We start from the raw sequence: 18,201 nt of genomic DNA, 5'->3' as shown, positions 1-18,201 counted from the left end.
GGGGGCGGTGCGACCCGCCCCCGGGACGTCGGGTACAGTTCTTCACGGCGCCGCGAGGTGCTACCCATGGGGTATGGGGTAATTGGCAGCCCGACGGTTTCTGGTTCCGTTAGTCTAGGTTCGAGTCCTGGTACCCCAGCGAGGAAGCCTGGTTCCTCTTGCACCACCCAGCACGGCCCCGTCGTCTAGCGGCCCAGGACGCCGCCCTCTCACGGCGGTAGCGAGGGTTCGAATCCCTTCGGGGCTACGCGACCGAGAGCCCCCGACCACTGGTCGGGGGCTCTCGCCGTCCCGGGACCCCCGCTGCGAACCCCGCCGGCGGGCATGGCAAGATGTTCCGCGCACGGCCCCGTCGTCTAGCGGCCTAGGACGCCGCCCTCTCACGGCGGTAGCGAGGGTTCGAATCCCTTCGGGGCTACGCGATCGAGAGCCCCCGACCAGCGGTCGGGGGCTCTCGCCGTCCCAGCTGTCGGCGGAAGGCGGTCGCACGGTGTTCCGGACGAGGCGTGCCCTGGCCGACGGCCGGGAGATCCTCTACTTCGACGCCGAGCCCGTGCCGCGCGACGCCCGGGACGGCCGGGACCTGCCCGCCGTCGCCACCCGCTCGCAGCTCCGGTTCGACCCGCTGCTGGGCGAGTGGGTCGTCGTCGCCGCGCACCGGCAGGCCCGTACCGTGCTGCCGCCGGCGGACGAGTGCCCGCTGTGCCCCACCCGGCCGGGCCGGGCCACCGAGGTGCCCGAGGGCGACTACCAGGTGGTCGTCCTGGAGAACCGCTTCCCCTCCCTGGCCGCGGACGTCGACCGGGACCTGCCGGCCGCGGCTCCCGGCACCCCACTGGCGGAGCTGCGGCCGGGGCTGGGCCGCTGCGAGGTCGTCTGCTTCACCAGCGACCACGACCGCGCGTTCGCCGAGCTCGGCCCCGACCGCGCCCGGCTGGTCGTCGACGTCTGGGCGGACCGCACGGCGGAGCTGTCCGCCCTCGAGGGCGTCGAGCAGGTGTTCTGCTTCGAGAACCACGGCGAGGAGATCGGGGTGACCCTCGGCCACCCCCACGGGCAGGTCTACGCCTACCCCTTCGTGCCGCCGCGCGTGGCGAAGGTGCTCGCCTCGGTGCGCCGGTACCGCGGGGCCACGGGCCGCGACCTGTTCGCCGACGTGCTCGCGGCGGAGCGGAGCGGCCCCCGGGTGGTGGCCGCCGACGAGCACTGGACGGCGTTCGTGCCGGCGGCCGCCCGCTGGCCCTACGAGGTGCAGCTGTTCCCCAACCGCCGGGTGCCCGACCTGCCGGCCCTCGACGACGCCGAGCGGGACGCCCTGGCCGAGGTGTACCTGGACCTCCTGGGCCGCTTCGCCCACCGCTTCGACACCCCGATGCCCTACATCGCCTCGTGGAACCAGGCGCCCGTGCGCGACGGCCGCGGGGAGTGGTGGCTGCACCTCCAGCTGTTCTCGCTGCGCCGGGCGCCGGGGAAGCTGAAGTACCTGGCCGGCTCGGAGTCCGGCATGGGCGCCTTCCTCACCGACACGAACCCCGAGGACGTCGCCCAGCAGTTGCGTGCCGTGGTCCTGCCGTGAACGGTGCCGCCACGGCAGCCGGCGCCTTCGCCCGGCGCTTCGGCTCCGCGCCCGAGGGCGTCTGGGCCGCCCCCGGCCGGGTCAACGTCATCGGGGAGCACACCGACTACAACGGTGGCCACGTGCTGCCGATCGCGCTGCCCCGCACGACGCGCGCCGCCGTCGGCCGGCGCGACGACGGCCGGCTGGTGCTGCGCTCGCTCCAGCACCCGGGCGCCGACGCCGACGTCGCCCTCCCCGACCTGCGGCCGGGCACCCCGCCCGGCTGGGCCGGTTACGTGGCCGGGGTGGTGCACCAGGTGGCCGGCTCGGTGCCGGGCGGGCTGAGCATCCTGGTCGACGGCGACGTACCGGAGGGCGCAGGGCTCTCCTCGTCGGCGGCGCTGGCGTGCGCCGTCGCCCTGGCCGTCCGGGACCTGCTGCACCTCGACCTCGCCCCGGGGGACCTGGTGGACGTCGCCCGGCGGGCCGAGAACGACTTCGTCGGCGCCCCCACCGGGATCCTCGACCAGTCGGCGTCGCTGCTGTGCGTGGAAGGGCACGCGCTGCTCCTGGACACCCGCGACCGCAGCAGCGAGCAGGTGCCGTTCGACCTGACCGCCGCCGGCCTGGCGCTGCTCGTCCTCGACACCGGCACGACGCACGACCACGCCGCCTCCGGCTACGGCGACCGGCGCCGCGAGTGCGAGGAGGCGGCCGCCCGGCTGGGCGTCGGACTGCTGCGCGAGGTGCCCGACGTCGCCGCGCTCGACGTCCTCGCCGACGGCAGCGCGGAAGGGGACCGGCTGCACCGCCGCGCCCGGCACGTCCTCACCGAGGAGGACCGCGTGCACCGGGTGGTCTCGGTGCTGCGCTCGGGAGCCGACCCCCGGTCGATCGGCCCGCTGCTCACCGAGGGCCACGCCTCCCTGCGCGAGGACTTCGCCGTCTCGGTGCCCCTGCTGGACGCCTGCGTGGAAGCCGCGGTGGCTGCCGGCGCCCACGGCGCCCGGATGGTGGGTGGCGGGTTCGGCGGCAGCGCGATCGCGCTGGTCGACGCCGGTGCGGTCGACGCCGTCACCGCCGCCGTCGCCGACCGGTTCGCCCGGGAGGGCGCCGCCGCGCCGCGCGTCCTCTCCGCGGTCCCGTCCGCGGGTGCCCGCCGGCTGGCCTGACCGGCGGCCGTGGTGGCGTGGGCTCAGCGTGCGGCGCGGGAGATGGCCGCGGCGGCGTCCAGGACGGCGCCGACGACGTCGGGGCTCGGCCGGCGGCCCAGCCGCTCGACCGGACCGGAGATGGAGACCGCGCCGAGCACCGTGCCGGTGCCGTCGCGGACCGGCGCCGACAGCGAGGCGACGCCGGCCTCGCGCTCGGCCACGCTGTGCGCCCAGCCGCGCCGCCGGACGTCGAGCAGGGTGCGCGCGGTGAAGCTCGCCGAGGGCAGCAGGCGGGTGACCTCGTCGGCCGGCATGAAGGCCAGCAGGGCGTGCGCCGCCGACCCCGCCGTCATGGGCAGCCGCGCGCCGACCGGGACGGTGTCCCGCAGGCCGCTGGTGCGCTCGGCCGCGGCGACGCACACGCGCGTGGCGCCGTCGCGCACGTAGAACTGGGCGCTCTCGCCGGTCGCGTCGCGCAGGGTGACCAGGTGGCGCGCGGCGATCTCGCCGATGTCGGCGGTGCCCCGCCCCAGCTCGGCCAGCGCCGGCCCCGGCGCCCAGCTGCCGCTGTCGGTGCGCCGGACCAGGCGGTGCCCCTCCAGCGCGACGGCCAGCCGGTGGGCCGTCGCCCGGGGCAGGCCGGTGCGTGCGACGAGCTCGGCGAGGGTGGCGGGCTCGTGCGCGACGGCGTGCAGGATCGACACCGCTTTGTCCAGAACCGCGACCGGGTTAGGCTGTCCCACACAGCAATACTCGCATCCCGAAGAGTGAGATCGTCAACTCGGGAGCGACCAGTCACCCGGAGGGGACGAGCCCGTGCCGAAGACCCTGGCCGAGAAGGTCTACGACGCCCACGTCGTGCGCAGCACGCCGGGGGAGCCCGACCTGCTCTACATCGACCTGCACCTCGTGCACGAGGTCACCAGCCCGCAGGCCTTCGACGGCCTCCGGGCAGCCGGGCGCACCGTGCGCCGTCCCGACCTGACGATGGCGACCGAGGACCACAACGTCCCCACGCTCGACATCCTCGCGCCGATCGCCGACCCCGTCAGCCGGGCGCAGGTCGAGGCGCTGCGCCGGAACGCCGCCGAGTTCGGGATCCGGCTGGCCCCCATGGGCGACCGCGACCAGGGCATCGTGCACGTCATCGGCCCGCAGCTGGGGCTCACCCAGCCCGGCATGACCATCGTGTGCGGCGACAGCCACACCTCCACCCACGGCGCCTTCGGGGCGCTCGCGTTCGGCATCGGCACCAGCGAGGTCGAGCACGTGCTGGCCACCCAGACGCTGCCGCAGTACCGCCCCAAGCAGATGGCGGTCACCGTCGAGGGCGAGCTGGCGCCCGGGGTCTCGGCGAAGGACATCATCCTGGCCGTCATCGCGCAGATCGGCACCAACGGCGCCGCCGGCCACGTCATCGAGTACCGCGGCAGCGCCATCGAGGCGCTGTCGATGGAGGCCCGCATGACGATCTGCAACATGTCCATCGAGGCCGGTGCCCGCGCCGGGCTGATCGCCCCCGACCGCACCACCTTCGAGTTCCTCCGGGGCCGTCCGCACGCGCCGGAGGGCGCCGAGTGGGAGGCCGCGGTGGAGCACTGGTCGACGCTGCGCACCGACGAGGGCGCGGTCTTCGACACCGAGGTCGTGCTGGACGCCTCCACCCTCACCCCGTTCGTCACCTGGGGCACCAACCCCGGCCAGGGCCTGCCGATCAGCGGGCGGGTGCCCGACCCGGCGGAGATGGCCGACGAGGGGGAGCGGCGGGCCGCCGAGCAGGCGCTGGCCTACATGGGGCTGACCCCGGGCACCCCGCTCACCGAGATCGAGGTCGACACCGTCTTCCTGGGTTCCTGCACCAACGGGCGGATCGAGGACCTGCGCGTCGCCGCCGAGATGCTGCGCGGGAAGAAGATCGACCCCGGCACCCGCATGCTCGTCGTCCCCGGCTCGGTCGGCGTGAAGAACCAGGCCGAGGCCGAGGGGCTGGACCGGGTCTTCGTCGAGGCCGGGGCGGAGTGGCGCGGCGCCGGCTGCTCGATGTGCCTGGGCATGAACCCCGACCAGCTCAAGCCGGGGGAGCGCTCCGCCTCCACCAGCAACCGCAACTTCCAGGGCCGGCAGGGCAAGGGCGGGCGCACCCACCTGGTCTCGCCGTCGGTGGCCGCCGCCACCGCGCTCACCGGCCGCCTGACCGCCCCCGCCGACCTGATCGGAGCCTGACCCGTGGACGCCTTCACCACCCACACCGGCACCGTCGCCCCGCTGCGCCGCAGCGCGGTCGACACCGACCAGATCATCCCGGCCGAGTACCTCAAGCGGATCACCCGCACCGGGTTCGAGGACGGCCTCTTCGTCGCCTGGCGCACCAACGAGCCGGACTTCGTGCTGAACAAGCCGGAGTTCGCCGACGCCTCGATCCTCGTCGCCGGGCCCGACTTCGGCACCGGCTCCTCCCGCGAGCACGCCGTCTGGGCGCTGATGGACGGCGGCTTCCGCGTGGTCATCAGCTCGCGGTTCGCCGACATCTTCAAGAACAACTCGACCAAGGCCGGGCTGCTCACCGTCGTCCTGCCGCAGGCCGAGGTGGAGGCGTTGTGGGCCGCCGCCGAGGCCGATCCGACCACCCAGGTGACCGTCGACCTGGTGGCCAAGCAGATCACCTACGGCGACACCACGGTGCCGTTCGAGGCCGACGACTACACCCGCTGGCGCCTGCTCGAGGGGCTCGACGACGTCGGCCTCACCGAGCGGCACCTGGCCGACGTCGAGGCGTACGAGGCGCGGCGCCCCGCCTGGCTGCCGACGGCCCTCCCCGCCCGCCCGGCCTAGGAGCCCGTAGGCACAGGAAGCTCTTCCTGCAGATCTGGCCCCGGAGTCGCGGGTGAAGCTGCCCGTGCCTCACCAGGGGTCTCGGCGAGAGGCCTCAGCGGGGGGCGTCGGGGTCGGGCTCGAAGTCGCGGTAGTAGTCGGCCGCCAGCGCACCGGACCGCCCGCCCAGGGCCCAGACGCTGCCCTTGGCGGCCGGCGGCGGCAGGGCGGGGACGCCGTGGCCGTGCACCCCGAGTGCCTGCAGCAGCGACGGGATGGCCCCGCCCTGGCTGCACACCACGGAGACCCCCGCGTCCGGGCCGGCGCCGAGCAGCCGCTCGAGCGCGGTGAGCGCCGCCTGCGGGTCCTCGGCGAAGCACTCCTCGCCGAACTCCGGTCGCTCGCGCACGTCCAGGCCGAGCCGCTCCGCCAGGGGCTCCACCGTCGAGCGGCAGCGCAGCGGCGGTGCCGACGCCACCGCGCCCGGGGAGAAGAGCGGCAGCGCGCCGGCCAGCCGCTGCGCCTGGCGCAGCCCCTTGGTGTCCAGCGGGCGCAGGTCGTCGGGGCCGTCGAACTCCTGCTTGCTCCCCGCGCGGCCGTGGCGCACCAGCAGGACGGCCACCTCTCGCGGGACGTCGGTGCGGGCGGCGTCGGCGACCACCAGCCGGTCGTGGTCGTGGGTCAGCTGCGCGCCGGCGTCGCCGGGGGGGAGCCAGCGCAGCTCGTCGACCTCGTCGTTGGGTACGAAGCTGCCGCCCACGCAGCGCATCGCCCAGTAGTCGACCCGCTTGGGCGCCCCGTCGACGGCGTAGCGGGTGGTCGGGCAGCGGCGCCCGGCGACCACCTCCAGCCCCGTCTCCTCGAGCACCTCCCGGCAGGCCGCCTGCAGGGGGTGCTCGCCGGCGTCGAGCTTGCCCTTGGGCAGCGACCAGTCGTCGTAGCGGGCGCGGTGCACCACGGCGACCTCGATCCCGCCGCCGTCGGCCGGGCGCCAGACCACGCCGCCCGCGGCGACGACGGTGCGGCGCTCAGCCGGCGAGCTCATGGGCCCTCCGCATCAGCGCGGCCTGGTGGTCCCGGCCCGCCAGCCGCTCCCAGCTCCCGTCGCTGCGCAGCTCCCAGCAGCGGACCCCGGGGGCCATCGCCGGCTCGAGCGCCTCGCGCAGCTGGATGCGGGCCGCCTCGTCGCAGACGCGGAGCAGCACCTCCACGCGGCGGTCGAGGTTGCGGTGCATGAGGTCCGAGCTCCCGATCCACCACTCCGGGTCCCCGCCGTTGTGGAACGACATGACCCGCGAGTGCTCCAGGAAGCGGCCGACGATCGAGCGCACGCGGATGGTCTCCGACAGACCGGGCACCCCGGGCCGGAGCGCGCAGATGCCGCGGACGAACAGCTCGACCGGGACGCCCGCGCGCGAGGCCTCGTAGAGCGCGTCGATGAGCCGCTCGTCGACGATCGAGTTCGCCTTGATGCGGATGCCCGACGGCCGGCCCTCGGCGGCGTGGCGGGCCTCGCGGCGGATCTTCTCGATCAGCCCGGTGCGGATGCCGTGCGGCGCCACCAGGAGCGTGCGGTAGTTGGTCTGCCGCGAGTAGCCGGTGAGCACGTTGAACAGGTCGGTGAGGTCCGCGCCCACCCGGGGGTCGGCGGTGAGGATGCCCAGGTCCTCGTAGATGCGGGCGGTCTTGGGGTTGTAGTTGCCCGTGCCGATGTGGCAGTACCGGCGGATGACGCCCTGCTCCCGGCGCACCACCAGGGCGGTCTTGCAGTGGGTCTTGAGCCCGACCAGGCCGTAGACGACGTGGCAGCCGGCGCGCTCGAGCGAGCGGGCCCAGCTGATGTTGGCCTCCTCGTCGAAGCGTGCCTTGATCTCGACGAGCACGACCACCTGCTTGCCGGCCTCGGCCGCCTCGATGAGCGCGTTGACGATCGGCGAGTCCCCGGAGGTGCGGTACAGCGTCTGCTTGATCGCCAGCACGTGCGGGTCGGCCGCCGCCTGCTCGATGAACCGCTGCACGCTCGTGGCGAACGAGTGGTAGGGGTGGTGCACCAGGACGTCGCCCTCGCGGAGGGTGGCGAAGACGCTCTTGGGCGTCTCGCCCTCGGACAGCCGCGGGTGCGTCGCCGGCACGAACGGCTCGTCCTTGAGCTCGGGCCGGTCGAGGTCGTAGAGCGCCATGAGCGAGGCGAGGTCCAGCAGGCCGGGCACGTGGACGACGTCGTCGGGGGAGACCTCCAGCTCGGAGACGAGCACCTCGAGGATCCGCGGGTCCATCGGCTCGGCCACCTCGAGCCGGACGGCCGGGCCGAAGCGGCGCCGGGCGAGCTCGCGCTCCAGCGCCTGCAGCAGGTCCTCGTCGCGGTCCTCCTCGACCTCGAGGTCGGCGTTGCGGGTGACCCGGAAGAAGTGGTGGTCGATGACCTCCAGGCCGGGGAAGAGCTGGGCGAGGTGGGCGGCGATGAGGTCCTCGAGCGGCAGGAAGGTGGCGGTGGAGTCGGCCGACTCCACCGCGACGAACCGCGGCACGTTGTTGGGCACCTTGAGCCGGGCGAAGCGCGGGGCCCCCGTGTCGGGGTCGCGCACCGACACCGCCAGGTTCAGCGAGAGCCCGCTGATGTAGGGGAAGGGGTGGGCGGGGTCGACCGCCAGCGGGGTGAGCACGGGGAACACCTGGTCGCGGAAGTAGTCCCGCAACCGGCGGGTGTCCTCGTCGGCGAGGTCCTCCCAGTGCACGATCCGGATGCCGGACTCCTCCAGGCGCGGCAGCACGTCCTTGTTGAAGACGTCGGAGTGGCGCTGCACCAGCTCCTGGGTGCGCGCGGTGACCAGCTCCAGCTGCTCGCGGATGGTCAGCCCGTCGGGGGAGCGGACCGTGAGCCCGGTGCTCTGGCGGCGCTTCAGGCCGGCGATGCGGACCATGTAGAACTCGTCGAGGTTGCTGGCGAAGATGGCGAGGAACTTGACGCGCTCCAGCAGCGGCAGCGAGTCGTCCTCGGCCAGCTCGAGGACGCGGGCGTTGAAGTCCAGCCAGGACAGCTCGCGGTTCAGGTAGCGGTCGGCGGGCAGGGGATCGGTCCGGGGAGCGCTCTCTTCGGCCACGCCCTCATCGTGCCGCACCCACCCGGCTCGCGAGCGATGGCGAGCTGCGCACCAGCCCGGTCGTGCGCGGCCCGGCACCGAGCCCGAGCGCGGCCCGCAGGTCGCCGGGGACGTCGACGTCGCGCCGCAGCCCGGGCCACGCGCCGGTCAGCGGGACCGCGCCCCCGGCCTCGTGGGCGCCGGCCGAGCCGCGCCCGAACCGCGGGTGCAGCGGCACGCCGGCGGCTGTCAGCAGCGTGGTGCCCGTCCCCTGCGCGTCGGCCACGAAGCAGCGGGGGGCCGTCTCGGCGGCCGCCAGCGCCTCGGCCAGCTCCTCGGGGCGCAGCGCGGGCAGGTCGGAGGAGAGGGCGGCCACGTGCGTGCTCCCGGTGGACCCCGCGCCGTGCTCCAGCGCCGGGTTCAGGCCGCGGTCGGGCTCGTCGGCCACCGTGGTGGCGCCGAGCCCGCGCACCAGGTCCGCGGACGCCGGCTCGTCGGTGACGACGACGACCGACCCCACCCGGGCGCAGGCCAGCGCGGCGGCGACCGTGTCGGCGAGCAGGGCCAGGACCAGGGCGCCGTGGTCGCCGTCCGGGCCGGCGGTGAGCGGGCGCAGCCGCGTCTTGGCCGCCGCGAGCCGCTTCGCCGGGACGACGACCGACCACCTGGACACGGCACCACAATGTCAGCACCCGGGAGGCGCGCAGCCCCCGGACCGGACCCGGTGGTCCGGGCCGGGCCGGGCGGGTCGATCATGGGCTGGCTCACAGCAGAGGGAGGCGGGTCGGTGACGGAGGAGACGTCCGCGCGCGGTGCGGCCGCCGGCGGGGGACCGGGCGCCCGGCCCGAGGGCAGGTGGCGCACCCGGGGGCACATCCCGTTCCCCCTGTGGCTGTGCATCGTGGTCGTGTACCCGGTGGCGTCCCTGCTGTTCCGGCTGCGCTACCGCCACCTCGAGCGCATCCCCGTGCGCGGACCGGTGCTGCTCGTGGCCAACCACGTGTCGGTGCTCGACCCGCTGGCCTGCGCCCGCCTGGTGTTCGACCGCGGGCGCATCCCGCACTTCCTCGCCAAGGAGACCGTGTTCAAGGGCCTGGCCGGCACGATCCTGCGGGCGGCGGGGCAGATCCCGGTGGCCCGGTACTCCTCGACGGCCCGGGGCTCCCTCGACGCGGCTCGGGCCGACCTGCAGGCCGGCAACCTCGTGGTGATCTACCCCGAGGGCTCGGTGACGCGGGACCCGGCGTGGTGGCCCATGCAGGCCCGCACCGGGGCAGCGCACCTGGCGCTCACCACCGACGCGGTCGTCGTCCCCGTGGCCCAGTTTGGCCCGCAGCGGGTGCACGACTACCACACCAAGAAGCTGCACCTGCGGCTGCGCACGCCCACCGACTACCTGGTCGGCGAGCCGATCGACCTCTCGGCCCTGCGCGCCGAGGTCCGTGCCGGCCGGCCGCTGGACACCCCTCTGCTGCGGGAGACGACCGACCTGATGATGACCCGGGTGCGCCACCAGCTGGCCGAGCTGCGGGGCGAGCCAGCTCCCGCCGCCGTCCACCCCGGACCGGGCCACCCGCGCCGCGACGGCATCGCGGGGAGCGCGGCGTGACGCGGGCGGCGGTGCTCGGCGCCGGCTCCTGGGGCACCACCTTCGCCAAGGTGCTCGCCGACGCCGGCTGCGAGGTCCGGCTGCACGCGCGCCGGCCCGAGCTGGTGCACGCCATCGGCGAGCGGCGCGAGAACCCCGACTACCTGCCCGGCGTGCGGCTGCCCGACCGGCTGCAGGCGACCGCCGACCCCGCCGAGGCGCTGGCGGACGCCGAGCTGGTCGTGCTGGCGGTCCCCTCGCAGTCGCTGCGCGGCAACCTGACGGCGTGGCGGGAGCTGCTGCCGCCGGACGCCACGCTGCTGTCGCTGATGAAGGGCATCGAGCTCGGCACGACCAAGCGGATGAGCGAGGTGATCTGCGAGGTCACCGGCGCCCACCCCAGCCGGGTGGCGGCGCTCTCCGGGCCGAACCTGGCCCGGGAGATCGCCGAGGAGCAGCCGGCGGCCACCGTGATCGCGTGCGCGGACAGCGGCCGCGGCACGCAGCTGCAGACGTCGTGCCACACCCGCTACTTCCGGCCCTACACCAACCCCGACATCGTCGGCTGCGAGCTGGGCGGCGCGGTGAAGAACGTGATCGCGCTGGCGGCCGGCATCGCCGAGGGGCTGGGGTTCGGGGACAACACCCGGGCCTCGCTGATCACCCGCGGGCTGGCCGAGACCGCCCGGCTGGGGCTCGCGCTGGGGGCCGAGCTGACCACCTTCGCGGGGCTGGCCGGCCTGGGCGACCTGGTGGCCACCTGCAGCTCGCCGCTGTCGCGCAACCGCACCTTCGGCGAGAAGCTCGGCCGCGGCATGAGCGTCGAGGAGGTGCAGCAGAGCACCCGGCAGACCGCGGAGGGCGTGAAGAGCTGCCGCTCGGTGCTCGACCTCGCGCGGGCGCACGGCGTCGACGTGCCGATCACCGAGGCCGTCGTGCGGGTCTGCCACGAGGGGGAGGCGCCGGCGCAGATGGTGCGCGAGATCATGTCGCGGGAGGCCAAGCCCGAGTGATGGAGTAACCGGTCGTGGACAGCGGGTGGGGCGACGGGACCAGGTCGGTGCGGGCGGGGGAGGACCCGGCGGTGCCCGGGGCGCCGCTGCGGCCCTCACCGGTGTTCGCGGCCCCCTTCCACCTCGGCGACCAGCCCCCGCGGGCCGGCGGTGCCGACGCCTACGCGCGGACCGAGCAGCCCACCCTGCGGCACTTCGAGGACGCCGTCGGCGAGCTCGACGGCGGCCGCTGCCTCTCCTTCGCCACCGGCATGGCGGCGCTGACCGCCGCCGTCCTGGCCTGCGTCCGCAGCGGGGACCGAGTCGTCCTCCCCTCGGACGGCTACTACGCCACCCGCATGCTGGCCGCGCAGGAGCTGACCCGGTTCGGCGTCGAGGTGCAGTACGTGCCGACGCCGGAGATCGAGCAGCTCGCGGCCGGGGGCGGGCTCGCCGGCGCCCGGATGGTGCTGCTCGAGACGCCCAGCAACCCCCAGCTCGACGTCTGCGACATCGCGGCCGTCGCCGCGGCCGCGCACGCCGCGGGCGCCCTGGTGGCGGTCGACAACACCACCGCCACCCCGCTCGGCCAGCGGCCGCTGGCGCTGGGCGCCGACCTCACCGTCGGCAGCGACACCAAGGCGCTCACCGGGCACAGCGACCTGCTGCTCGGGCACGTGTCGGTCACCGACGACGAGCTCCACGCGGCGGTGAAGGGCTTCCGCGACCGCACCGGCAGCACGCCGGGCCCGTTCGAGGCCTGGCTGGGGCACCGCTCGATGAGCACGCTGGACCTGCGGCTGGCCCGCCAGTCGGAGAACGCGGCGGCGGTGGCCGAGCTGCTCGCCGGGCACCCCGCCGTCACCGGGCTGCGCTGGCCGTGGCGGCCGGAGGACCCGTCGTTCGCCCTGGCCTCCCGGCAGATGCTCCGCCCGAACGGCGTGGTCTCCGCCGAGCTGCCCGACGAGGCCGCCGTCTCCCGGTTGCTGGGCGCCAGCCGGCTGTGGGCCGCGGCGACCAGCTTCGGCGGCGTGCACAGCACGATCGACCGGCGGGCGCAGTGGGGTGGCGACGCCGTGCCCGGGGGTTTCGTGCGGTTCTCCTGCGGCATCGAGGACACCGCGGACCTGGTCGCCGACCTAGCCCGCGCGCTGGACGCCGTCGGCTGACGCAGGCCGGCGGCGGGCGCCGGCCACGGTGAGCCAGATGCTCATGCCGAAGTAGTAGGCCAGGTAGACCATGCTCACCGCGACGACCAGCGGGTGCGGGTCGGGGTACTGGACGATCAGCACGGCGAAGGCGACGAGCCAGACCGCCGCCAGCCCCAGGTTCAGCCCGCGCAGCAGCTTGGTGCGCGACGGGTAGACGTACTTGACCGGCACGAACACCAGGACGGTGAGGACGGCGAGCGTCACGCCGACGCCCGTGGGGCCGACGTCGAGGACGATCGCGTAGAACGCCGCCACGTTCCAGTAGCTGGGGAAGCCGAGGAAGTAGTGGTCCTCGGTCTTCGCGTCCACCCGGCAGAACTGGTAGCAGGAGGCGAGCAGCGGCAGCGCGGCCAGCACCCAGCCGAGCGCGCCGCCGGGCATCCGGTCGGTCGTCCAGAGCAGCACGACGGGCGCGAAGACGTAGGTCAGGTAGTCGACGATGTCGTCCATCCGGGCGCCGTCGAACCAGGGGATCGTCTCCTTGACCCGGAACCTCCGGGCCAGCATCCCGTCGGTCCCGTCGATGAACAGGGTCGCGAGGATCAGCCACAGCGCGGTCTCCACCGCGCCGTCGAAGGCGGCCAGGACGATGAGCAGGCCGAGCACCGAACCGCTGGCGGTGTACAGGTGCACCGCGGCGCCGGCCAGGCGCAGCCCCAGGGGGTGCCGGGGCCCGTCGGTGGTGCGCGCGGCCCCGGGAGCGGTCTGGTGGGCTGGGTCGTCGTGCACGGCGACGAGGCTGCCACACCCGGGCCGCCCCGGCGGACCGGCGCGTGCGCCGGCGACGCGGCGGGGGCCGCGGCCGGCCCTCGGTTAGGGTCGCGTCGATGAGCGGACAGCGGGGCAGGGTGCGGGTGGCGGTCGTCTTCGGCGGGCGCAGCGAGGAGCACGCCATCTCCTGCATCTCGGCCGGGAGCGTGATGGCCGCGCTGGACCCCGAGCGCTACGAGGTGGTGCCCGTCGGCATCGCCAAGGACGGCCGCTGGGTGCTGCCCGACCCCGGCCAGCAGCTCGCCCTCACCGGCGGCGCGCTGCCCGAGGTCACCGGCGGCACGGCGGTCTCCCTGGTCGGCGACCCCGAGGCCCGCGGGCTGGCCGTCCTCGAGCCCGGTGCGGCGGTCGGTCGGGCGCTCACCGAGGTCGACGTCGTCTTCCCGGTGCTGCACGGGGCCTTCGGCGAGGACGGCACGGTCCAGGGCCTGCTGGAGATGACCGGGCTGCCCTACGTGGGCTCCGGGGTGTTCGCCAGCGCCGCCTCCATGGACAAGGAGTTCACCAAGAAGCTCCTCGCCGCCGCCGGCCTGCCGCAGGGCGACCACGTCGTGCTGCGCGACGAGCACGGCGCGGTGTGCGCGGACGCCGACCTCCTCGGCGAGGCCGGGCGCGAGCGGCTGGGCCTGCCGGTCTTCGTCAAGCCCGCCCGCGCCGGCTCCAGCATCGGCATCAGCAAGGTCACCGACTGGGCGCAGTTCCCGGCCGCCGTGGCCGCGGCCGCGGCGGTCGACCCGAAGGTGATCGTGGAGGCCGCCGTCCCCGGCCGGGAGATCGAGTGCGGCGTGCTGGCCGCGCGCGGCCCGGGCCTGCCGGAGGCCAGCCTGCCCGCCGAGATCCGGCTGCGGCCCGGCGTGGACTGGTACGACTTCGCCGCCAAGTACCTCGACGACGCCGCCGAGTTCGACATCCCGGCCGACCTCACCCCCGAGCAGCTCGCCGCGGTGCAGGACACCGCGCGCCGCGCCTACCTGGCGCTGGACTGCCGGGGCCTGGCCCGCGTCGACTTCTTCCTCTCCACGGGGCCGGACGGCGCCGACCGGCTGGTGGTCAACGAGGTGAACACGATGCCGGGGTTCACCCCGATCTCGATGTTCGCCCGCATGTGGGGCGCCAGCGGGGTGGGGTTCGCCGAGCTCGTGGACCGCCTGGTGAGCGGGGCGCTCGCCGGCGGCGCACGGCCGGGCCGGTGACCGCCGGGCGACCGGGCCGTGGCGGAGCCGCCACCGGGTCCCGGGTCGCCCCGGCGGTCCTCCTGACCGCCTGCCTGCTCACCGCCTGCGGGCGCGCGGTCGACGGCGTCCCCACCGCCGCCCCGTCCTCGGACCGGCCCTCCTCGCCGCAGGAGCTGGAGGAGCTCGTCGTCCGGGACGTGCCCTCGGGCCTGCCGCGGCTGCCCGACGACGAGCTGGAGCCGCCGGCCGGCGCCAAGCGGCTGGAGGACGTCGCCGCCTACGCGCCCGACCCGGAGCGCGAGCTCGCGGTGCTCGACGACTACGGCTACCGCTACGGGTGGGAGCGCTTCTGGGGGCGGGAGTCCGGCCCGATGACCGGCGTCTTCGTCGACCAGTTCGAGCAGCGGGCAGGCGCCGGCGCCTACGCCGAGGCCCTGGCCCGCAACGACGCCGAGCTCTACGGCGGCGTGCTGAGCGTGGACCCGCCCGAGCTGCCCGCGAACTGCCGGCTGCTCACCGTGGACACCCCCGTGCCGGACGCCGGGCTGGTCGACCCCGCGGCGTTCGCGTGGTGCTGGCACGGCGTGTTCAGCGTGTCGGTGACCGCCGTCGCCGGGTCGGTCCCCGACGCGGTGCGGGAGGTCGACGCCGTCCTCGAGGAGCAGCTGGCGCTGCTGCCCCCGGCGTGAGCGCGCGCGGGCGCTCAGGGGCCGGGGGCCGGCTCCTGGTAGGGGAGGGCCTCGGCCAGCGGCACGGTCAGCGCCGTCACCGGGGCGCTGTCGACGCCGGCGGGCAGCCGCACCTCGACGTAGACCGGGCGGTCGACCGCCGTCCACACCGTCGCGTCGGGATCACTGGTGTCGACGTGCCACTGCACGCCGTTGATCTGGATGGCCGACGCCTCGACGGTCCAGCCGGCCGGCCGCTCCACGCCGCAGGTGAGCACGACCGGCGGCTCCCCCCAGGCGTAGACGTTGGCGCGCTCGGAGCGCACCCGGCGGGAGGGCTCCCCGGCCAGCTCCAGCGGCAGGTTGCCCATCAGCGCGGTGCAGGCCTGCTCGGCCTCGGGGCCGAGCTCGGGGCTGTCCAGGTCGAGCGTCGGCAGGTCCTCGGGGCGGACCGGGGTGATCCCGTCGACGGCGGCCGGCCCCTCGGCCTCCGGGGCGGGCTCCTCCCCGCCGCGCAGGTTGACCAGCACGACCAGCGCGATCACCACCGGGAGGGTGACCGCGGTGATCAGGATCGCGGCCCGGCGCAGCGGGTCCACGGGGCGAGCGCTCAGATGTTGACGACCGGGCAGGTCAGCGTCCGGGTGATCCCGTCGACCGACTGCACCCGGGCGACCACGAGGCGGCCGAGCTCGTCGACGGTGTCGGCCTCGGCGCGCACGATCACGTCGTACGGGCCGGTGACGTCCTCGGCCTTGGTGACACCGCTGATCTCGCTGATCGTCTTGGCGACCTGGGCGGCCTTGCCGACTTCGGTCTGGATGAGGATGTAGGCGTGGACCACGGGAGATCCTTCCTCCGGCAACAGTGCCGAGACGTCGTCCCCGCCGGCTGGCGGACTCGTCGGCAACCTACCGCAGCGACTGGAGAGCATCGATGAGCCGACCCCGCCCCCTGGTCCCACGCGGCGATCCGGCCGACAGCGTGCGGGTCGTCGGGGAGTTCGGCGTCATCGCCCGCGTGCTGGCCCGGTCGGGCACCGCGGCGGCCGCCGACGTCGGCCCCGGCGACGACGCCGCCGTGGTGCGCACCCCCGACCGGCGGGTCGTCGCCACCACCGACGTGCTCGTGGAGGGGCGGCACTTCCGGCGGGACTGGTCCTCGGCCGAGGACATCGGGCACAAGGCGGCCGCGGCGAACCTGGCCGACGTCGCGGCGATGGGCGCCCGCACGACGGCGCTCGTGGTGGGGCTGGCCTGCCCGCCGGACACGCCCACCAGCTGGCTGGAGGGGGTCGCCACCGGCCTGGCCGACGAGTGCGCACCCCAGGGGGCCGCCGTGGTGGGCGGGGACACCGTGGCCGCCGCCCCCGGCAGCACCGCCGTCGTCCTGTCGGTCACCGCCCTGGGCGACCTGGCCGGCCGGGCGCCCGTCCTGCGGTCGGGCGCACGGCCCGGCGACGTCGTCGCGCTGGCGGGGCGGCTGGGGTGGTCGGCGGCCGGGCTGGCGGTGCTGCGTCGCGGGTTCAGCAGCCCGCTGGCCGTGGTGTCGGCGCACCGGCGCCCGACGCCGCCGTACGCGGCGGGGCAGGTGGCGGCCGACGCGGGCGCCACCGCGATGTGCGACGTGAGCGACGGGCTGCTCGCCGACGCCGGGCACATCGCGGAGGCCAGCGGCGTCGTGCTCGACCTGGACCGGGCGGCGCTGGCGCAGGCGTGCCTGGAGCCGGTCGGCCCGCTGCAGCAGGTGGGCTCCGCGCTCGGGGTGGACCCGATGGCGTGGGTGCTCACCGGCGGGGAGGACCACGCGCTGCTGGCGACCTTCCCGCGCAAGGTCCGGCTGCCCGAGGGCTGGACGCCGGTCGGGCTGGTCCGGCCGGGGAAGCGGGGGCCCGCGGTGCGGGTCGACGGCGTGGACGCCGCGGACGCGCTGGCGGCCGTGGGAGCGGAGAGGGCGGGGCATGTGCACTTCGGCTGAGCAGGTGCTGCGGGACGGCGCGGTGGTCCGGCTCAGGGCGCTGCCCTACGAGGACCCCCTGGCGCAGCTGCTCGTCGAGCAGGTGCAGCAGGAGTACGTGGTGCGCTACGGCGGCCGCGACGAGGCCGTCGTCGACCCGGCGGAGTTCCGGCCGCCGGCCGGGCTGTTCCTGGTCGCCGAGGTGGCGGGGGAGCCGGCCGGCTGCGGCGCGTGGCGGGCGTACCCGCCGGGGGGCGCGGAGATCAAGCGGGTCTACGTGGCGCCGGGGTTCCGCCGGCGAGGGCTGGCGCAGGTGCTGATGGCGGAGCTGGAGGCCTCGGCCGCCCGTGCCGGGCACCGTTCCGTGGTGCTCAACACCGGGCAGCGGCAGCCCGAGGCGGTCGCGCTGTACCGGGAGCTGGGCTACGCGCCCGTGCCGGGCTACGGGGTGTACGCGTGCTCGCCGGAGGCCGTGTTCCTCGGCAAGGAGCTGCCGGTGCTCGAGGAGGAGCCGACGTGGGCGTCGTGACGATCTCGGCCCCCTACGGCGCCGCGGGGGCCGAGGTGGCGCCGGCGGTCGCCCAGCGGCTGGGGCTGCCCTTCCACGACCGGGCGATCCCCGCCCAGGTGGCCGGGCGGCTCGGCGTGCCGGTCGAGGAGGCCGAGGCCAACGACGAGACGGTGGTGCGCGGGCTGTGGCGGCTGGTGGCGTCGCTGGGCACCATGCCCGACCCGGTGGGCGGGGTGGTGCCGGGGGCGCCGCTGCCCGACACCCGGGCCTACCGGGAGCAGACCGAGCGGGTCCTCGCCGAGATCGCGACCGGTGACGGCGGCGTGGTTCTCGGCCGGGCCGCGATGGTCGTGCTGGCCGACCGCGCCGACGCGCTGCACGTCCGGCTGGACGGGCCGCGGGAGCGGCGGCTGGCCGCGGCGGTGGCCCGGTCGTGGCGCCCGCGCGAGGAGGTGGCGCGGGAGCTGGCGGCCAACGACCGGGCGCGCGAGGCCTACGTGCGGCACTTCTACCGCCGCGACCCGGCCGACCCCCGCCTCTACCACCTGGTCGTGGACGCGACGGCGTTCCCGGTGGAGACCGTCGTCGACCTCGTGGTGACCGCCGCGCGCGGGCGGGGCATCGGGCGCTGACCGCACGCGAGGAGCCCCGGAGGTCGGTGACCTCCGGGGCTCTCGTGACGAGATGGAACGGCCCCGTCCAGAGGCTCACCGCGAGCTCGCGAGC

19 protein-coding genes and 3 tRNA genes are annotated in these 18,201 nt (G+C 75.5%); 15 read left to right on the top strand and 7 right to left on the bottom strand.

Annotated elements, in window-relative coordinates; translation table 11 throughout:
* Nucleotides 1-67: 67 nt before the first annotated feature.
* The 5 genes from E9565_RS07690 to galK all read left to right on the top strand — a co-directional run bounded on the left by E9565_RS07690 (nt 68) and on the right by galK (nt 2,730).
* Nucleotides 68-139 (top strand) — tRNA-Gln (locus E9565_RS07690).
* A 35-nt stretch (nt 140-174) separates the two neighbouring features.
* A tRNA-Glu gene (locus E9565_RS07685) sits at nt 175-247 on the top strand.
* 98 nt (nt 248-345) lie between these two features.
* A tRNA-Glu gene (locus tag E9565_RS07680) sits at nt 346-418 on the top strand.
* 72 nt (nt 419-490) lie between these two features.
* Nucleotides 491-1,576, top strand: coding sequence for a galactose-1-phosphate uridylyltransferase (gene galT / locus E9565_RS07675; protein WP_236834461.1), 1,086 nt, complete (start codon nt 491-493; stop codon nt 1,574-1,576).
* Nucleotides 1,573-2,730, top strand: coding sequence for a galactokinase (galK, locus tag E9565_RS07670; RefSeq protein ID WP_236834460.1), 1,158 nt, complete (start codon nt 1,573-1,575; stop codon nt 2,728-2,730). The genes galT and galK overlap by 4 nt, the downstream gene beginning before the upstream one ends.
* 23 nt (nt 2,731-2,753) lie before the next feature.
* On the opposite strand, the gene E9565_RS07665 is transcribed toward galK, so the two are convergent.
* On the bottom strand, nt 2,754-3,455 hold the full coding sequence (locus E9565_RS07665; protein ID WP_236824602.1) for an IclR family transcriptional regulator: 702 nt from the start codon (nt 3,453-3,455) through the stop codon (nt 2,754-2,756).
* A 73-nt stretch (nt 3,456-3,528) separates the two neighbouring features.
* Here E9565_RS07665 and leuC point away from each other — a divergent pair, with 73 nt between their 5' ends.
* The gene (leuC, locus tag E9565_RS07660) at nt 3,529-4,935 is read left to right on the top strand and encodes a 3-isopropylmalate dehydratase large subunit (RefSeq protein WP_236824601.1); all 1,407 of its coding nucleotides are present in this window, start codon (nt 3,529-3,531) and stop codon (nt 4,933-4,935) included.
* A gap of 3 nt (nt 4,936-4,938) precedes the next feature.
* The gene (gene leuD / locus E9565_RS07655; protein ID WP_236824600.1) at nt 4,939-5,544 is read left to right on the top strand and encodes a 3-isopropylmalate dehydratase small subunit; all 606 of its coding nucleotides are present in this window, start codon (nt 4,939-4,941) and stop codon (nt 5,542-5,544) included.
* 94 nt (nt 5,545-5,638) lie between these two features.
* Here leuD and E9565_RS07650 read toward each other — a convergent pair whose 3' ends face one another.
* From E9565_RS07650 to cofC, 3 genes are read right to left on the bottom strand one after another with little or no spacing between them, the layout of a single operon-like run.
* Nucleotides 5,639-6,568, bottom strand: a complete 930-nt coding sequence (locus E9565_RS07650; RefSeq protein ID WP_236834459.1) for a bifunctional NUDIX hydrolase/histidine phosphatase family protein — start codon at nt 6,566-6,568, stop codon at nt 5,639-5,641.
* Complete coding sequence (locus E9565_RS07645) at nt 6,552-8,624, bottom strand: RNA degradosome polyphosphate kinase (RefSeq protein ID WP_236834458.1); 2,073 nt, start codon at nt 8,622-8,624, stop codon at nt 6,552-6,554. The genes E9565_RS07650 and E9565_RS07645 overlap by 17 nt, the downstream gene beginning before the upstream one ends.
* A 4-nt stretch (nt 8,625-8,628) precedes the next feature.
* Nucleotides 8,629-9,276, bottom strand: coding sequence for a 2-phospho-L-lactate guanylyltransferase (cofC, locus tag E9565_RS07640; protein ID WP_236824597.1), 648 nt, complete (start codon nt 9,274-9,276; stop codon nt 8,629-8,631).
* Nucleotides 9,277-9,390: 114 nt separating this feature from the next.
* Here cofC and E9565_RS07635 point away from each other — a divergent pair, with 114 nt between their 5' ends.
* The 3 genes from E9565_RS07635 to E9565_RS07625 are packed head-to-tail and all read left to right on the top strand — an operon-like array spanning nt 9,391 to nt 12,352.
* Nucleotides 9,391-10,212, top strand: a complete 822-nt coding sequence (locus E9565_RS07635; RefSeq protein WP_236834457.1) for a 1-acyl-sn-glycerol-3-phosphate acyltransferase — start codon at nt 9,391-9,393, stop codon at nt 10,210-10,212.
* Nucleotides 10,209-11,204 carry an NAD(P)H-dependent glycerol-3-phosphate dehydrogenase gene (locus E9565_RS07630; RefSeq protein ID WP_236834456.1) on the top strand — a complete coding sequence of 332 codons (996 nt, stop codon included), beginning with the start codon at nt 10,209-10,211 and terminating at the stop codon, nt 11,202-11,204. Before E9565_RS07635 ends, E9565_RS07630 begins: the two co-directional genes overlap by 4 nt.
* 14 nt (nt 11,205-11,218) lie before the next feature.
* Nucleotides 11,219-12,352 carry a cystathionine gamma-lyase gene (locus E9565_RS07625; RefSeq protein WP_236834455.1) on the top strand — a complete coding sequence of 378 codons (1,134 nt, stop codon included), beginning with the start codon at nt 11,219-11,221 and terminating at the stop codon, nt 12,350-12,352.
* Here the strand turns inward: E9565_RS07625 and E9565_RS07620 are convergent.
* The gene (locus tag E9565_RS07620) at nt 12,323-13,123 is read right to left on the bottom strand and encodes a phosphatidylcholine/phosphatidylserine synthase (RefSeq protein WP_236824593.1); all 801 of its coding nucleotides are present in this window, start codon (nt 13,121-13,123) and stop codon (nt 12,323-12,325) included. The two genes, E9565_RS07625 and E9565_RS07620, sit on opposite strands and share 30 nt — an antisense overlap.
* A 98-nt stretch (nt 13,124-13,221) precedes the next feature.
* Between E9565_RS07620 and E9565_RS07615 the strand changes: the two genes are divergently transcribed.
* Nucleotides 13,222-14,358 carry a D-alanine--D-alanine ligase family protein gene (locus E9565_RS07615; RefSeq protein WP_236824592.1) on the top strand — a complete coding sequence of 379 codons (1,137 nt, stop codon included), beginning with the start codon at nt 13,222-13,224 and terminating at the stop codon, nt 14,356-14,358.
* Entirely contained in the window at nt 14,355-15,029 is a 675-nt protein-coding gene (locus E9565_RS07610) for a hypothetical protein (protein WP_236834454.1), read from the top strand. Before E9565_RS07615 ends, E9565_RS07610 begins: the two co-directional genes overlap by 4 nt.
* 14 nt (nt 15,030-15,043) lie before the next feature.
* On the opposite strand, the gene E9565_RS07605 is transcribed toward E9565_RS07610, so the two are convergent.
* On the bottom strand, nt 15,044-15,607 hold the full coding sequence (locus E9565_RS07605; RefSeq protein WP_236824590.1) for a DUF3515 domain-containing protein: 564 nt from the start codon (nt 15,605-15,607) through the stop codon (nt 15,044-15,046).
* 11 nt (nt 15,608-15,618) lie between these two features.
* The gene (locus E9565_RS07600; protein WP_236824589.1) at nt 15,619-15,852 is read right to left on the bottom strand and encodes an Lrp/AsnC ligand binding domain-containing protein; all 234 of its coding nucleotides are present in this window, start codon (nt 15,850-15,852) and stop codon (nt 15,619-15,621) included.
* 92 nt (nt 15,853-15,944) lie between these two features.
* Here E9565_RS07600 and E9565_RS07595 point away from each other — a divergent pair, with 92 nt between their 5' ends.
* From E9565_RS07595 to E9565_RS07585, 3 genes are read left to right on the top strand one after another with little or no spacing between them, the layout of a single operon-like run.
* The gene (locus E9565_RS07595) at nt 15,945-16,985 is read left to right on the top strand and encodes a thiamine-phosphate kinase (protein ID WP_236824588.1); all 1,041 of its coding nucleotides are present in this window, start codon (nt 15,945-15,947) and stop codon (nt 16,983-16,985) included.
* Nucleotides 16,969-17,493, top strand: a complete 525-nt coding sequence (locus tag E9565_RS07590) for a GNAT family N-acetyltransferase (protein ID WP_236824587.1) — start codon at nt 16,969-16,971, stop codon at nt 17,491-17,493. Before E9565_RS07595 ends, E9565_RS07590 begins: the two co-directional genes overlap by 17 nt.
* Complete coding sequence (locus tag E9565_RS07585; protein WP_236824586.1) at nt 17,481-18,107, top strand: AAA family ATPase; 627 nt, start codon at nt 17,481-17,483, stop codon at nt 18,105-18,107. The genes E9565_RS07590 and E9565_RS07585 overlap by 13 nt, the downstream gene beginning before the upstream one ends.
* The last annotated feature ends 94 nt before the right edge of the window (nt 18,108-18,201 follow it).

The sequence above is a fragment of the Blastococcus sp. KM273129 genome (assembly GCF_021698995.1).
GTDB lineage: Bacteria > Actinomycetota > Actinomycetes > Mycobacteriales > Geodermatophilaceae > Blastococcus.
This window is presented reverse-complemented; position numbering and strand designations above follow the sequence as displayed.

Bases quoted from the DNA above. Each gene is read 5' to 3' on its own strand.
- E9565_RS07595 (WP_236824588.1), top strand. From the start codon at position 15,945: ATGAGCCGACCCCGCCCCCTGGTCCCACGCGGCGATCCGGCCGACAGC.
- E9565_RS07615 (WP_236824592.1), top strand. From the start codon at position 13,222: ATGAGCGGACAGCGGGGCAGGGTGCGGGTGGCGGTCGTCTTCGGCGGG.
- E9565_RS07650 (WP_236834459.1), bottom strand. From the start codon at position 6,568: ATGAGCTCGCCGGCTGAGCGCCGCACCGTCGTCGCCGCGGGCGGCGTG.
- E9565_RS07590 (WP_236824587.1), top strand. From the start codon at position 16,969: ATGTGCACTTCGGCTGAGCAGGTGCTGCGGGACGGCGCGGTGGTCCGG.